Source organism: Microbacterium phyllosphaerae (assembly GCF_050628115.1).
Classification (GTDB): Bacteria; Actinomycetota; Actinomycetes; order Actinomycetales; family Microbacteriaceae; genus Microbacterium; species Microbacterium phyllosphaerae_A.
In genome coordinates, this window is the sequence record NZ_CP192502.1 from 536125 (window position 1) to 550699 (window position 14575).

13 protein-coding genes are annotated in these 14575 nt (G+C 67.6%); 10 read left to right on the plus strand and 3 right to left on the minus strand.

Annotation, left to right across the window (positions count from 1 at the left end; all coding sequences use genetic code 11):
• Positions 1-87: 87 nt before the first annotated feature.
• Genes ACQ4LY_RS02415 through ACQ4LY_RS02425 form a run of 3 tightly spaced genes read left to right on the plus strand, consistent with a single transcriptional unit; the run spans position 88 to position 4921 of the window.
• Entirely contained in the window at positions 88-711 is a 624-nt protein-coding gene (locus tag ACQ4LY_RS02415) for a hypothetical protein (RefSeq protein WP_431074401.1), read from the plus strand.
• Between the two features lie 29 nt (positions 712-740).
• The gene (locus tag ACQ4LY_RS02420) at positions 741-4199 is read left to right on the plus strand and encodes a fibrinogen-like YCDxxxxGGGW domain-containing protein (RefSeq protein ID WP_431074402.1); all 3459 of its coding nucleotides are present in this window, start codon (positions 741-743) and stop codon (positions 4197-4199) included.
• Complete coding sequence (locus ACQ4LY_RS02425; protein WP_431074403.1) at positions 4196-4921, plus strand: CDP-alcohol phosphatidyltransferase family protein; 726 nt, start codon at positions 4196-4198, stop codon at positions 4919-4921. The genes ACQ4LY_RS02420 and ACQ4LY_RS02425 overlap by 4 nt, the downstream gene beginning before the upstream one ends.
• Positions 4922-4924: 3 nt before the next feature.
• On the opposite strand, the gene ACQ4LY_RS02430 is transcribed toward ACQ4LY_RS02425, so the two are convergent.
• Positions 4925-6502 (minus strand): hypothetical protein, encoded by a 1578-nt coding sequence (locus ACQ4LY_RS02430; RefSeq protein WP_431074404.1) that lies wholly within the window; start codon positions 6500-6502, stop codon positions 4925-4927.
• 113 nt (positions 6503-6615) lie between these two features.
• On the opposite strand from ACQ4LY_RS02430, the gene ACQ4LY_RS02435 reads away from it, so the two are divergent.
• From ACQ4LY_RS02435 to ACQ4LY_RS02455, 5 genes are all read left to right on the plus strand, one after another.
• Positions 6616-7920, plus strand: a complete 1305-nt coding sequence (locus ACQ4LY_RS02435; protein ID WP_431074405.1) for an O-antigen ligase family protein — start codon at positions 6616-6618, stop codon at positions 7918-7920.
• A gap of 59 nt (positions 7921-7979) precedes the next feature.
• Positions 7980-8885, plus strand: a complete 906-nt coding sequence (locus ACQ4LY_RS02440) for a glycosyltransferase family 2 protein (RefSeq protein ID WP_431074406.1) — start codon at positions 7980-7982, stop codon at positions 8883-8885.
• A 15-nt stretch (positions 8886-8900) separates the two neighbouring features.
• On the plus strand, positions 8901-9788 hold the full coding sequence (locus ACQ4LY_RS02445) for a glycosyltransferase family 2 protein (RefSeq protein ID WP_431075738.1): 888 nt from the start codon (positions 8901-8903) through the stop codon (positions 9786-9788).
• Positions 9785-10297 (plus strand): serine acetyltransferase, encoded by a 513-nt coding sequence (locus ACQ4LY_RS02450; RefSeq protein ID WP_431074407.1) that lies wholly within the window; start codon positions 9785-9787, stop codon positions 10295-10297. Before ACQ4LY_RS02445 ends, ACQ4LY_RS02450 begins: the two co-directional genes overlap by 4 nt.
• A 137-nt stretch (positions 10298-10434) precedes the next feature.
• A complete protein-coding gene (locus ACQ4LY_RS02455; protein ID WP_431074408.1) occupies positions 10435-11913 on the plus strand; it encodes a glycoside hydrolase family 16 protein in 1479 nt (492 codons plus the stop codon).
• Here ACQ4LY_RS02455 and ACQ4LY_RS02460 read toward each other — a convergent pair.
• Complete coding sequence (locus tag ACQ4LY_RS02460) at positions 11910-13088, minus strand: glycosyltransferase (protein ID WP_431074409.1); 1179 nt, start codon at positions 13086-13088, stop codon at positions 11910-11912. The genes ACQ4LY_RS02455 and ACQ4LY_RS02460 overlap by 4 nt on opposite strands.
• Before the next feature lie 164 nt (positions 13089-13252).
• Here ACQ4LY_RS02460 and ACQ4LY_RS02465 point away from each other — a divergent pair, with 164 nt between their 5' ends.
• Positions 13253-13714 (plus strand): adenylyltransferase/cytidyltransferase family protein, encoded by a 462-nt coding sequence (locus ACQ4LY_RS02465; protein WP_431074410.1) that lies wholly within the window; start codon positions 13253-13255, stop codon positions 13712-13714.
• Positions 13715-13789: 75 nt separating this feature from the next.
• Here ACQ4LY_RS02465 and ACQ4LY_RS02470 read toward each other — a convergent pair whose 3' ends face one another.
• Positions 13790-14182: an SIP domain-containing protein gene (locus tag ACQ4LY_RS02470; protein WP_056515022.1), complete on the minus strand. Its 393-nt coding sequence runs from the start codon at positions 14180-14182 to the stop codon at positions 13790-13792.
• A gap of 98 nt (positions 14183-14280) precedes the next feature.
• On the opposite strand from ACQ4LY_RS02470, the gene ACQ4LY_RS02475 reads away from it, so the two are divergent.
• Positions 14281-14544, plus strand: a complete 264-nt coding sequence (locus ACQ4LY_RS02475) for a glutaredoxin family protein (RefSeq protein ID WP_056309972.1) — start codon at positions 14281-14283, stop codon at positions 14542-14544.
• The last annotated feature ends 31 nt before the right edge of the window (positions 14545-14575 follow it).

Genomic DNA, 14575 nt, shown 5'->3' on the forward strand with positions numbered 1-14575 from the left:
TTCTGCCGCTTGGGGAAAGCTTCCGGCCTCTTTGTGCCGGTCGCCCGCTCGGTGGGACGAGCTACTACTATCTGGGGAAAATAGGGGATGTCTGGGGACGTTTTGACGACGCCCGACGCGCGCAAGCGCAGGGCGCTATGGATTTCACTCGCTGCGGCGACCGTCATCGTGGTGGGCGTGCTGATCGCGCTCGTCACCACGAGCGGTGACCGCAGCTCCACACCGGGCGCCGAGCCGACGCCGACCGTGACGGCGACACCGGCACCGGCAGCTCCGCCGACCGTCACGGGCGAGCTCGCCGATGACGAGGCGCTCGCCACGATCGAGACCGCGCTCGCCGCGCCGATCAGCACCGTCGGGACATCGGCAGACCTCGCCGCACTCCTGAAGGACGTCGCGGTCGACTCGTACGCGGCCGAGCTCGAGGCCCAATGGCAGGAGCTCATCGCGCAGGGCTGGAGCATCGCTGGCTCCCCCACGCTCGTATCGAGCGACGTGACCGCGGTGAGCACCGACACCGATCCGGCGACAGCCGAGGTGACCGCCTGCATCGACTCCTCCGCCGTGTCGATCCTCGATGCCGCAGGCGCTCCGATCGGCGACGACTCCGCGAAGATGCCTCGCGCGTTGCACCTGTTCACCCTGGTGCAGGGAGCCGACGACATCTGGCGCATCGCCAACCACAGTTTTCCGAACGACCCGACATGCTGAACCTGGCCGCTGACGAAAGGCGCCCTGAAATGACCACGAAGACCACCCGCCGCCGCGGAAGGATCGCGGTCGCCGCGGCCACCGCGGCGCTGACTCTCGCCGCCCTGTTCGTGCCGGTGACGAGCGCGACGGCCGCCGAAACACCGCTGCCGACGGCCGACGGCCAGTCCGAGCTCACCGCGGCCGCGTCCTGCTGGGAGATCAAGCAGCGCAATCCGCAGTCCGCCGACGGCGTGTACTGGCTGAAGACGCCCGCCATGGTCGCCGCAGACCAGTTCTACTGCGATCAGACCACCAACGGCGGTGGCTGGCTGCTCGTCGGGCGCGGCCGCGAGGCCTGGGCGACATCGACCAACGGCTCCGGTTCGCCGGAGCAGGTCCGCACCGACGTCACCGGCACGGCCGCTTTCACGCCGCGCCAGCTGTCAGGCGAGCTGATCGACCAGCTCAACAACAACCAGCCGATCAAGAACCTCGCCGAGGGCGTCCGTCTCGTCCGCGCGACGAACCAGGCCGGAACCACCTGGCAGGACCTGACGTTCACCTTCTCCAGCCCGCGTGACAAGTGGACCTGGATGTTCAACAACGAGCAGCGTGTGTCGCAGTACAAGATCGGCAACACCACCCGCAGCGGTGGACAGACGTCGAACTTCGGCAACGACAACAACTACGTGCGCGTGCGCACGATCACCGGCGCCACCGAGGGCTGGGCGATGGGCTTCGGCTTCGGTAGCAACATCCGCGGCAACCCCGCATCGACGAGCTACCTGTGGTCGAAGGACACCAACACGGGATACGCACGCCCGTTCACCCAGGTCTACATCCGTCCGCAGATCTCGACCTCCTCGCTGACTGCGATCCCGGCATCCGGGACTGCGGCTGTCACCAACGAGGCCGTGGTCGACAGCTTCGCGCAGACGCAGAACTGGGGCGTCTCGGGCCTCGGCGCAGGAGCCGCCAGCACGGAGGGCAGCAACGAGGTCTCGGCGTTCGCCGAGGTCGGCAGCACCGTGTTCGTCGGCGGCAACTTCACCACCGTGCAGAAGACGGCCGGTGGAGGCAGCTCGCAGCCGCAGGCGTACCTGGCCGCCTTCCAGCGCGACTCCGCCGAGTTCGTCCCGACCTTCCGCCCGACCTTCAACAACCAGATCAAGGCGCTCGCCGCACTCCCGGGCAACCGCATCGCGGTGGGTGGATTCTTCACGCAGGTCAACGGTCAGAACGTCGCGGGCCTCGTGGTCCTCAACGCCACGACCGGCGAGATCGATCCGACGTTCACCGGACGCCTGAGCAACGCGCTCAGCGGCGGTGTGCCGATCGTGCGCACGCTCGACGTGCAGGGCGGCTGGCTGTATGCGGCCGGGGTGTTCACACACTCGACCGGCGGCAGCTCGAGCGTGCTGAACTACACGCGCGGCGCCGTGCGCTTCAACGTCGCCAACGGCACACCCGACGCCACCTGGAACCCTGAGTTCAACGGCACCGTGATGAGTGTCGACGCCTCGGCGCAGGGTGATCGCGTCTACTTCGCCGGCTTCTTCTCGATGTCGAAGTCCCGCCCCGCTGACAAGGCTGCGGCGATGTCGGCGGCCAACACCGATCTGTTCAACTGGTCGGTCGTGTTCTCCAACCGCAACAGCGGTCGCACCGGTTACCAGCAGGCCGTGCTGGAGGTAGGCGACAAGGTGTGGCTCGGCGGATCCGAGCACTCCCTGTTCAGCTATTCGCGCGACAACCTCACACTGGTGAGCTCTTCCGTCGGCAACGCGGGTGGCGACTTCCAGGCCATCGCGACCGACGGCAACGCCGTCTACGGCGGATGCCACTGCTTCGAGACGCAGTACGACGGATCCACCACGTGGAACCCGATCGGCACGGCGTGGACCGCGGCCAACGCGGTCTACGGCTCGGGCGCCTGGAGCGCCACGACCGGCACTCGCATCCCGAGCTTCAACGGCGACTTCGACACGAACCGCGGAGCCGGCTCCTGGGCACTCTTCGTCGACTCGAAGGGAACCCTGTGGCAGGGCGGCGACTGGACGTACTCGACGCAGCAGGGATACGTCCGACAGTGGTCGGGCGGCTTCGTCCGGCACGCGCAGCGCGACACGGTCGCTCCGACGACTCCGGCCAACCTCGTCGTGAACACCACGACGGACGGCGTCTCCCTGACCTGGGGCGCGTCGACCGACGATCGCGGAGTCACGGCATACCAGGTGCTGCGCCACGACCGGGTCGTCGCGACGGTGACCGGCACGACGGCGTCGCTACCTGCAGCGCCGGCCGACACGCAGTACTTCGTGCGAGCCATCGACGGCCGAGGCAACGCCTCGGCATCCTCTGCGGCCGTCAAGGCCGTCGCGCCGCCGGCTCAGCCGACCTACGCGACGCTGGTCGCCGCGGGATCGACCTGGTCGTACCTCTACAACGCCACCGGCCCGTCCGGTGCGTGGACGACCGCGGCCTACGACGCCTCGGCGTGGCAGACCGGCCTCGCTCCCCTCGGCTGGGGACAGACGACCCTCGGCACGACCCTCACGACGACGGTCACGCCGAAGCCGCTTGCCTCGTTCTACCGACAGACGTTCGACGTCGCCAACGCATCACAGCTCGAGTCGGTGAAGATCACCACCCGAGCGGATGACGGCATCGTGCTCTACGTCAACGGCACCGAGGTGCTGCGCAAGAACGTCGATGCGGGCGTAGCCGCAGGCGTCGGGACCTACGCGAACACCGCCGTCGGCGCTGCTGCAGCGCTCGCGGCACCGCAGACGGTCACCGTGCCCGGCTACCTGTTCACCACGGGCACGAACGTGATCTCCGCCTCGGTCCACTCGAACTACCGCTCGACCCCGAGCCACAGCTTCGAGCTCGAGGCGGTCGCCACGATCGGGACCCAGCCCGTCGCTCCGCCTGCCGACCCGCAGCCGGAGCCGGAACCGGAGCCCGAACCCGAGCCCGAGCCGGAACCCGAACCCGCAGTCACGACGCCGGTCGTCACGGCAGGATCCACGTGGTCGTACCGCTTCACGAACGACGCCACTCCGACGGACTGGGCCGCGGCGAACTTCGACGCCACGGCCTGGGCGACCGGTGCAGGAGCCTTCGGATGGGGACACACCGGTCTCGCGACGGCGTTCGACACTTCGGTGTCGCCCCGCCCGATCACGAGCTACTACCGGCAGCCCGTGAGCCTGACCTCGCTGAACTTCAGCAAGGTGACGGTCACGACCCGCGCCGACGACGGGATCGTGGTCTACGTCAACGGCGTCGAGGTCGCACGTCAGAACATGAGCGCGGGAGCGGTGACTCAGAGCACCTATGCGAACGCGGCGGTGTCGGCGACCAACGCGGTCAACACCCCGTTCGTGTTCGACGTACCCGTCTCCGCCTTCCAGGTGGGCGCGAACGTGATCGCCGTCGAAGTTCATTCGAACTACCGTTCGACCCCGAGCCACAGCTTCGAGCTGTCCGCTGTGGCATCATGACCGATGTGACCGCCCCGACTCGACCGGGATTCAGCGAATATCTCGCCGACCTGAATCGCGCACAGAAGAGCGGGGCGGGCGTGCCCGCATACACACGCTGGGTGAACCGCAGACTGGCCCGAGGCGTCGCCGCATCCGCGGCGGCCCTCGGGCTCACCCCGAACGCCGTCACCATCCTGAGCGCCGGGCTCTCGGCGGTCGGCCTCGCGATGATGATCGTCTTCGAGCCCTCATGGTGGTCTGCGCTGGCGACGGCGGCGCTGCTCGCCGCGGGCTACGTCTTCGACTCGGCCGACGGCCAGGTCGCGCGTCTCACCGGAGCATCCAGCCCGGCGGGCGAGTGGCTGGATCACGTGGTCGATGCGATTCGCACCCCTGCCATCCACCTGAGCGTGGCCGTCGCGGTCATGCTCCACCGCCCTGACCTGATCTGGCTCGCGGTCGTCGCACTGCTGTTCACCGTGATGAGCGTCGGACAGTTCATGAGCCAGATCCTCGCGGAGCAGCTCGTCCGCAACCGCGGCGGAGAAGCCGCAGAAGCGTCGGGCACCCGCAAGTCGCTGCTGCTGCTGCCGACGGACACCGGCATCCTGTGCTGGAGCTTCGCCTTCTGGGCCGCTCCCCCGGTGTTCTTCGTGGTCTATGCGGCGCTCTTCGTCATCAACACCGTGCACACGGCTGCATCGATGCGGCGGAAGTACCGCAAGCTCGCAGCCCGCTGACCTTCAGGCCTTGGCTTCGGCCGTGGCCGGAGACTCGATCGCCGTTCGCGCATTCGCGCGGGCGGCGTTCGTGCGTTCGGAGCGGGCCACGAACGGCCACGCGATGCCGCGCTCGGTGCGCTGCGCACGTCGCAGGCCGCGTTCGGCGACGGCGCCGAGCAGCGGAGTCTCGATGGCGTCGGCTTCTTCCTTGAGCCACCGGATCTCCGTGGTGGTCGTGTCGTGCTCGCGTGCGACCACGACAACGGACTGCGCGACGCGGAGCCCGGCGAGGATGCTCGCGGGGTGCGCCGACGACGGCAGCACGACGAAGGTCAGGGTCTCATCGCCGGCGTCCGCGATGGCCGCATGCGTCTGCTCGGTCAGGAGCAGGTCGCCCTGCCGCTCGTCTCCGCTGTCGGATGCGGTGAACACGCGCAGCGTGGGGATGGACGACGAGACGGCACGCCCCTCTTCGGCGTCGTCGAGTTCGAGCGCCGTGCCGAGGTGCTCGCGGAACTCTTCGGTGCCGGCGGGAACGATCAGCTGGACGTCGTGGCCCACCTGCGCCGTCACGACGGCGAGGTTCACCGCCGTCGGCGAGGTCTCGTCAGAGTGAGTTGCATCGATGACCAGGACAGTCGTGCCGAGATAGATGTCGACGAGCAACCGCTCCCTGGTGACGCGCAGCGAATCGGCTGCCGCGCCCTTGGCCGGCACGTCCTCGCGCTTGGCATCGACGGTCGCGAACACGGGCGCGCGCAGTGACCGCGAGATCTCCGCAGCGTTGCGCAGGCGTCGATCGAGCGGGTTCCAGATGAAGGCGGCGATGATCCCGAGCACCAGACCACCCGCGAGCCCGGTGAGCAGGGTGACGGTGCGGCCCGGCGCATATCCGAGCTCGTTGTCCTCCGCCGCGGACAGGACTATGCCACCGGTGGTGTCGACGCTCTGCAGGCCGTTGCGCTGAGTGAGCAGCCCGTCGAGCTCGGTGATGATCTGCTGACGCTGCGTCGTCGCCTGCGCGTAGGCGGCACTGCTCGGATCGGCCGATACCAGCTGCTGGTTGACCTCACCCAGAGTGGTGTTGAGCGCGTCGATGCGCTCATTGAGGTTCGTCACCATGACACCGATGCGCTCCTGCGCCTGGTCGCTGCGGAAGGACAGGTAGGCGGATGCCACGGCATCCGCACCCTTCACCGCCGCGGCGGCCGTCGGCGCGTCGTAATCGACGGTGACGACCGCGGCACCTGACGAGGTCGCGACCGTCGACGCGGCCCGGATCTCACCAGGGGTCGCTTCCCCGTCGAGGAGCTCGGAGGCGCGTGTGGCGACGACGTGCGAGCGCGCGATCGCCGTCTCGGTCGCGTCGTCGAGCAGGCCGGATGCGGCACGCTGCGCGCTGAACGGCTCGGTCGTGATGACGTTGAGGTTGAGGGTGGTCGTCGCCGTCACCGTCTGGGGCGCCAGGAGCAGGTATCCCGCAGAGGCGATGGCCCCGAGGACGGTCGCCACGACGAGGATCCGCCACTGCCTCTTCAGCACGAACACGTAATGGTCGAAGCCCAGCGTCGCCGCGCCTGCCTGATCGTTGTCGTCCATGGACGATTCCCCCTCGCCTAACACTGCCGCGGAATCGTCCCCAGTACTTCCCGCCCATATAACAGCCTGTGCACATATCCTAGGGGCGAACCCTGGGGGAACACGGAGGACGGGTGGACACGCATTTCGCAGTGGCGGGAGGAGCACGCGTCGGCGTGCCCGTCGGCGACCCCGTGCGCACCGAGCTCCCGCGATGGCCGTTCACCGCCATGCTCGCGTTCTTCCCGCTCTGGTGGGTGCTCGGTTTCGCCGAGATGGCCTGGATCCCCCTCGCCGCCTGCATGGTCGTGCTCATGGTGCGTCGCGGCGGCATCCAGGTTCCTCGCGGCTTCGCGATCTGGTTGATGTTCATCGTGCTGATGTGCGCGTCCGTGATCGGGATCGACACTTCCGGCCGGATGATCGGCTTCGTCTACCGGGCGCTGCTGTACATCATGATCACGGTCGTGTTCGTGTACGTGTACAACGCCCGTGAGACGCTGACCATGCGGTACGTGCTCGGTGTCCTCACGCTGTTCTGGCTGTGGGCGGTGCTCGGCGGGTTCGCGGGAATCATCGCTCCGGAGTTCTCCTTCCGCACTCCACTGTCGTACGTCCTGCCCCAGGGACTGCAGGCCAACGAGCTGATCGGCGAGATGGTGGTGCGCCGCCTCACGCAGTACAACCCCGACAGCTGGCTCGCGCTCGACCCGCGCCCCTCCGCGCCGTTCCTGTACACGAACGGCTGGGGCAACGTCTACTCGATCACGCTGCCGATGGTGGTCGCGTATCTCACGCTGATCCCCCGCGGTCGCCGCTTCTGGCTCCTCATCGTGACGATTCCGCTGTCGCTGGTCCCGGCGTTCCTCACGCTCAATCGAGGGATGTTCATCGGCCTCGCGGTCGCCGCGGCGTATCTCTTCTTCCGGTTCGCGCTCGCCGGAAGGCTGCGAGCTGTCGCTCTCCTCAGTGTGATCGGCGTCATCGCGGGGATCGCCGCCGTCGCGCTCGACGTCGGCAGCAAGCTCACGGATCGGGTGGAGACGAGCTCATCGACCGAGGATCGCGCCAACCTCTACGAGGAGACGTTCGTCCGGACGCTGCAGTCCCCGTTCTTCGGCTACGGCGCTCCACGGCCGTCGTTCACCGACGGCGCGCCGTCCGCAGGAACCCAGGGGCACCTGTGGATGGTGATGTTCTCGCACGGCTTCCCCGCTCTCATCTGCTTCCTCCTCGCGTTGGTGTGGATGTTCTTCGCGACCGCGCGGGCGAGCAGCACGGCGATGCTGGTGCTGCACACCGTCCAGCTCGTGATCCTGGTGGAGGTGTTCTTCTACGGCGTCCTCCCGAACGGGCTGATCCTCACCTTCCCCGCCGCGGCGCTCGCCATGCGGGAGCTGCGGACCAAGCCGTTGTCGCCGCCGGTGTCGACCCGGTAGACTGCAGAGATCGCGCTTGGGGAAGCGCGACTTTCTACCACGACTTTGGGGAGTCAATGGTGCAACCGATCATCAGCGTCGTCATGGCGACGCGAGACCGTCCGCAGCTGCTTCGACGCGCTGTCGCTTCCGTCTTCGCTCAGGAGACCGTCCAGCCCATCGAGGTGGTGCTCGTCTACGACGGCACCGAGATCGACGAGTTGAACGACCTCGAGCGCGGACCGCACACGCTGCGTGCGGTCAACAACTCGAGGACACCGGGTCTCGCGGGAGCGCGCAACACCGGCATCCTCGAGGCTTCCGCTCCGCTCGTCGCATTCTGCGACGACGACGACGAATGGAAGCCCACCAAGCTCGCAGCCCAGCTGCCGCTGTTCGAGGACCCTTCGGTCGTCCTGACCGCGACGGGAATCGAGATCCATTCGGCAGGCGGCACTCACGCACGGCTCTCTCCGCAGTCGGTCGATCTCGACGACCTGCTGCGCTCGCGCATCACCGAGCTGCACCCCAGCTCGTTCGTCGTCCGAGCTGAGGCCCTCCGCGGTGAGCTCGGCCTCGTCGACGAAGAGCTGCCGGCCTCGTACGGCGAGGACTACGACCTGTTGCTCCGCGCCGCGAAGGTCGGACGCGTCGTGGCGGTACCGGAGGCCCACACCATCATCCACTGGGACCGCACCTCGTACTTCAGCGAGAAGTGGCAGGGCATCGCAGACGGATTGAGCTACCTGCTTGAGAAGCATCCCGAGTTCGTTCGCAGCGGCGAGGGCCAGGCCCGCATCGAGGGCCAGATCGCCTTCGCCCACGGCGCGCTCGGCGATCGTCCCCGCGCCCGCTCCTGGGCCCGCCGCGCGATCGGCCACGACATGCGGCAGCCTCGCGCTTACCTGGCGCTGCTGGTCGGCATGGGCGTGGTCTCGGGCGAGCGTGTCGTGGCGACGCTGAACAAGCGCGGCAGAGGCATGTAGATGCCTCGGTTGTCTGTGATCGTCCCGGCGTACAACGCGGCGGGGACGATCGCGTCCGCGATCCGCTCCACCACCCGTGCATTGCCGCGGGATGCCGAGGTCGTCGTCCTCGACGACGGGAGCGCGGACGGAACAGCGGAGGCGGTCCGCGCTCTCGACGATGCGCGCGTGCGCGTGATCTCGCGTCCGAACCGCGGAGTGGCAGCGACGCTCGGCGACCTCCTCGACGCGACCGACAGCGAACTCGTCGCTCGGATGGATGCCGACGACCTCGTGCTTCCCGGACGCTTCGTCCGCCAACTCCGCGCGATCGACCGAGGCGCGGATGCGGTGTTCAGTACGGTCGTGACGTGGGGATCGGGGATGCCGGGCCTGCCCCGCCCGTCAGCCATCGCAGCCGACGACTTCGGACTGCACCTGCTTCTGACCAACCCGGTCGCGCATTCGACGTTCCTCGGCCGCCGTAGCTCAATCGAGGCCGCAGGGGGCTACCGCGACCTCCCGACCGAGGACTACGACCTCTGGTTGCGGATGGCGACCCGCGGCGTGCGCATGCAGCGCCTCGCCCTTCCGGGCCTTGCCTACCGAGTGCATGCCGCTCAGGTGACGGCCTCCGCCACGTGGCGACGCGCGTCATGGGAGAGCCCGGAGCTCGCGGCGTCTTACTCCGAGCTCGCCGAGCACCTACTCGGCGCCCCGGCCGTGCGCATCACGTCGCTGTCGATCGACGAGGCCCGCTCCGATGCCGCGAAGATCGAGGAGCTCGATCGGTTCACGGCGCAGTTCGAACAGGCCATGCGCTCGCACTCGCCCGCCGCGCGCCGGGCTCTCGGGCGTAAGCTCGCTGAGCGCCGGGAGTGGCTGGCCGCCCGCATCGCAGAAGGAGCCGTGAGATCACGATGACCGCGCCCGACGCCCGTCAGCAGTTCCGCACCGCATGGGCCGCGGACCGCCAGGCGAACAGGTCGTACCCCAAGAGTCGATTCGTGATGCGATGGTTCCGCCTCGCTCAGCGGTGGAAGGCCGGTCGTGGCCCTCTTTCGAGGCTCTGCTTCATCGTGGTCGGCGGCTCGTACAAGCTGGTGACCGAGGGATTCATGGGGATCGAGCTGCCGGTCAGCACTCAGGTCGGTCCCGGCCTGAGGCTGCGCCACGGGGTCGGGGTGGTAGTCAATCCGGCCAGCAGGATCGGGGCGAATGTGATGCTCCGGCAGGGCGTGACCCTGGGAAACCGCCGAGCATCCGACGACTGCCCGACCATCGAGGACGACGTGGAGATCGGTGTGGGTGCCGTCGTGATCGGCGCGATCACCGTGGGTGCGGGTGCACGCATCGGCCCGAATGCAGTCGTGTTCAAAGATGTTCCGGCCGGCGCCGTGGTGATGTCACCTCTCAGCGAGATACGCCTCTGAGCGCTCGCCGGCGCTATCCGGTGCCGCAGTATATCGTTATTCGGGATCGCCGAGATTTGACCCCACCGTCAGATCATGCTGTGATGAAATGGTTATTTTCCGCGGAGGGGGTTCCGACGGAATGAGTTTTCCGAATAATGAGCATCTCCCGAAAGACGTCTCTCGGTGCCTTGGGCGCCGCCATACTCACACTTTCCTTACTGAGCGGGGCTCCGGCCACCGCCGCAGATGACGACCTTCCCGGATGGGTCTTCCAGGAGGACGTCGATCTTTCCGACTCGAGCCGCTGGACACTCGAGACCGGTCAGTCGTCGAACACCTCGTCGTACGACATCCCCAGCAACGTGTCGTTCGGCTCTACAGGGCTGACGGTGCGCGGCGCTGCCGAGAACCGCTCGAGCGCGGCATACACCTCTGGCGACGCGAAGGGGCTCGACATCGTCATCCCCAACTACTCGCGCGTCGAAGCCGTGGGCTCCGTGCCCTACGGTCCGGGCCTCTGGCCTGCGCTGATGTGGCTGCGCCCGCTCGACAGCGCCCACGGCGAGATCGACCTCATGGAGGTGTTCGGCGACGACGCTCGTCCCGCCGCCACGCTCCACAATGAATACGGACCCACGCACCGCAGCCTGCAAGGCTCCGTTCGCTGGGAGAAGCTGCCCAACTCGAATCCGACCGGCACGCACACGTATGTGATGGAGAAGACCCCGAATCGGATCGTGATCAGCGTCGACGGTCACGTCATGCTCGATGCGGGTCCTGAGGATGTGCGTCCCGGCTTCGACTGGAAGGCGATCTTCGAGCGCCCCACCGCCACCTGGTACCCGCGTGTCACCCTGCAGATCGGCTGCCCGCCAGCCGAACCCGCCTGCGGCATCGGCCTTCCCGCCTCCGGGTGGAAGGGCGGCGAGATGAAGCTCGAGAGCCTCAAGGTCTGGCGCATGGCCAACCCCGGGGAGCAGCCTCCGGTCGTCGAACCTCCGGTCGTCGAACCGCCCGTGGTCGAACCGCCGGTCGTCGAACCGCCCGTGATCGAACCTCCGGTCGTCGAACCTCCGGTCGTCGAACCGCCCGTGGTCGAGCCTCCCGTGGTCGAGCCTCCTGCAGAGGCCGGCGCGTTCGCACTGCGCCCCGGGCAGGAGGTCCGTCACGACTACAAGGGTGCCGAGACAGGGGGGACTGAGGCGTCCGTCACCTTCACGGTTCCCGAGAACATCGGCACAGGGGTGATGTACCACTCATTGCAGGCCCTCTCATCGGATGACGGGAAGAACGGCTACCGTGCCACCGTGACCCTCAAGGCCTCGGGAAGCATCCGCCTGACACTCGCGAAGGTGACCGCCAACCGGAGCGTGATCCTGAAGGATGTCGTCGTCGCGGGCCGGGGGACGTACGAGCCCGGTGACGAAGTGCGCGTCTCGATCCGCGTCGTCGACGGCAAGGTGCTCGCAAAGGCATGGGCCGCTGATGCCAACGAGCCCGACTGGCAAGTCACTGCGTCAGGCGGCGCGAGTGCTTCCACGGGCGACGGAATCCGCATCCTCGGCTATCTGTCGAAGGTCGCGCCCACGGCTGTCACCGCGCCCTGGTCGGAGCTGAGCGCCCAGCTGCGTTAGAGCTCTCCCGGTTTCAGCGCCTCCGCGTCTATCGCTCGGAGGACACGGATCGCGGCGGTGTCCGGCTTCGGCTCGGACACCGCCGTCTTCGTGTTCCGGTGCCTCTTCGGCGCATACACGACGAGCGAGTGGAAGAGGAAGCGCGCGAAGAAGGCGACGATGAGCGACAGCCCCGTGGCGAGCACGCTCGAGATATGCCACGTCTCGACCATCAGCGCCATCACCGGGATGCGCAGAGCGGCCTCGACGTTGTTGAACGTGAACGAGGCTGCGAAGCGACCGCCCAGACCGCGTGCATCCGTGCGCATGTCGGCGAAGACGAACCGCTCCTGCAGGATGAAGTTGCCGATGATGGTGATCTCGGCGCCGATGATGGCCGCCCAGATATAGGGCACGCCTGCCACGGTGAGAAGCCACATGATGCCGAGGTTCGCCACGGCTCCGATCACGCCGATCAGCGCGAAGAGCGACATCTTGCCGAATCGCAGTCTCGCCAGGTGGGCGATGAACGTGGTGCCCTGACGCATGCTCGCTTTCGAGGTGCCGTGGCGCCGCTCGGCGAACTCCATCGGGATCTCGGCGATGCGCAGATCCGTGCGGGCGAGGATCTCGAGGAGGATCTTGAAGCCCTGTGGCTTGAGGGACGCGAGATCGAGCCTGGTGCGGTCGACGAGGAAGAACCCCGTCATCGGGTCGGAGCTGCGGGCGAGCCGGATCGGGAACATCGCGCGCGTGAGCCAGGTCGCTGTCCGCGACACCCCGAAGCGCACGGCCGTGCCGAGACCGCTGGTGTCACCGCCGCCGACGTACCGCGAGGCGGCGACCACGTCGGCATCACCCTCGTGGTGACGGGCCACCAGGGCGGGGAGCAGTTCCGGCGGGTGCTGCAGATCGCCGTCCATCACGATGCAGAGATCGGATGCCGCGGCCTCCAGCCCCAGCACGACCGCTCCCCCGAGTCCGCCCGTGTTGTCCGCTCGATGAATGACGCGGACGGGAAGAGGAGCGTCCGCGGCGACCCGCTCGATCTCGGCCGCCGTGTCGTCGGTGCTGTCGTCTACGAAGAGGATCTCGGCGTCGTATGCGGCGAGCGCGACGGCGGTCCGGGCAACGAGCTCCGCGACGTTGTCGCGCTCGTTGAAGGTCGGCACGATGACGGTGACCGGTGTCCCCACGGACTCTCCCCCTTCATGTGCGTCGGCGATGCTGCGGCATCCATAGTTCCATGTGTTCCTGTGGGCCGGAAACCCGGCACCTGCTAAGCTGTGCGAATGCGGCTGTGGGAGTCGCTGGGTGGATGGGGATCCGCCTTCTGGGGAATTACTGATCTGGGGAGATCATGGGGACGCGCATCGGCTATGCCGTGGGTGCTTTCGACCTGTTTCACGTCGGGCATCTCAACCTTCTTCGTCACGCCAAGCAGCACTGCGACATCCTTGTCGCCGGTGTCGTCAGCGATGAGATGCTGCGGCAGGTGAAGGGCATCGAGCCCGTCATCCCGACCGCAGAACGGGCGGAGATCGTCCGCCACATCTCGTTCGTCGACGAGGTGTATGTCGAGACCACTCCGTCGAAGATGGATTCGTGGCGTGACGTGCAGTTCACGCACTTCTTCAAGGGCGACGACTGGCGCGGCACCGACAAGGGCCTGCGGCTCGAACGCGAGTTCGCCGAGGTCGGCGTCGAGGTCGTCTACTTCCCGTACACGGCGCATACGTCGAGCTCATCGCTGCGACGTGCGCTCGATGCGATCAGTGCCGGCGCCACGGCCACCGGCACTCCGGCGCTCGCGACGCGCTGACTCCGCGCGCCCGCGCCCTCACCGTCGCGGGCGCGGGCGCGGGCGTGACGGTTCGTCGGCGCTGAGTCGCCGTGATCAGTTGGCCACGCCGAGCAGGCTGCGAGCCATGCGCGCGACGTGAGGCGGAGTGTGCGCCCCGAGCCAGACCGTCCACTGCAGCGGCGGCTCCGAGCACGTCCACTCGACGCACCACGAGTGCACCGCGGTGGCGAGCCGCTCGCCCTTCGCGTGCTGGCGGATGCCGTCGCCTCGCAGCAGCCACCGCACCGAGACGCCCTCGGGAACATCGATGTGGCGGAACTGGATGCGTGCGGCCGCCTCGAGCATGATGACACCCTCCGCGTCCCAGGGCAGGCGAGCGGCGATGGCCGCGATCGCTGCGGCATCCGTCGAGTCTCCGGCGATGAGTACGACCCCCTCGATGTGCTCCCAGTCCGGATCCTCGAGGTGCTCGCACGCAGTGTTCATGGGACAAGTATAGGTAAGGCTACCCTTACCGAGCAATGGTCGACTTCTCGCCGCGCTGACTCGGCGCCCTTCCAGCCATGCGGCTCTACCCTGGATACATGACTTCTCCTGCAGAATCCGCGATCACGCTGTTCGGCGCCGACTGGTGCCGCGACTGCATCCGCACCAAGAAGCAGCTCGACGGTCTCGGTGTCGAGTACACCTACGTCGACCTCGTCGCCGACCCGTCGGCCGCCGACGTCGCGAAGGAGATCTCGGGACGCACGAACATCCCCGTCGTGCTCTACCCCGATTCCTCGCACCACGTCGAGCCGTCGAACGCCGACGTCGAGTCGAAGCTGCGCGAGCTCTCCCTCATCTGAACCCGCTGCTCTGACCCCACTGGGGGCTCCT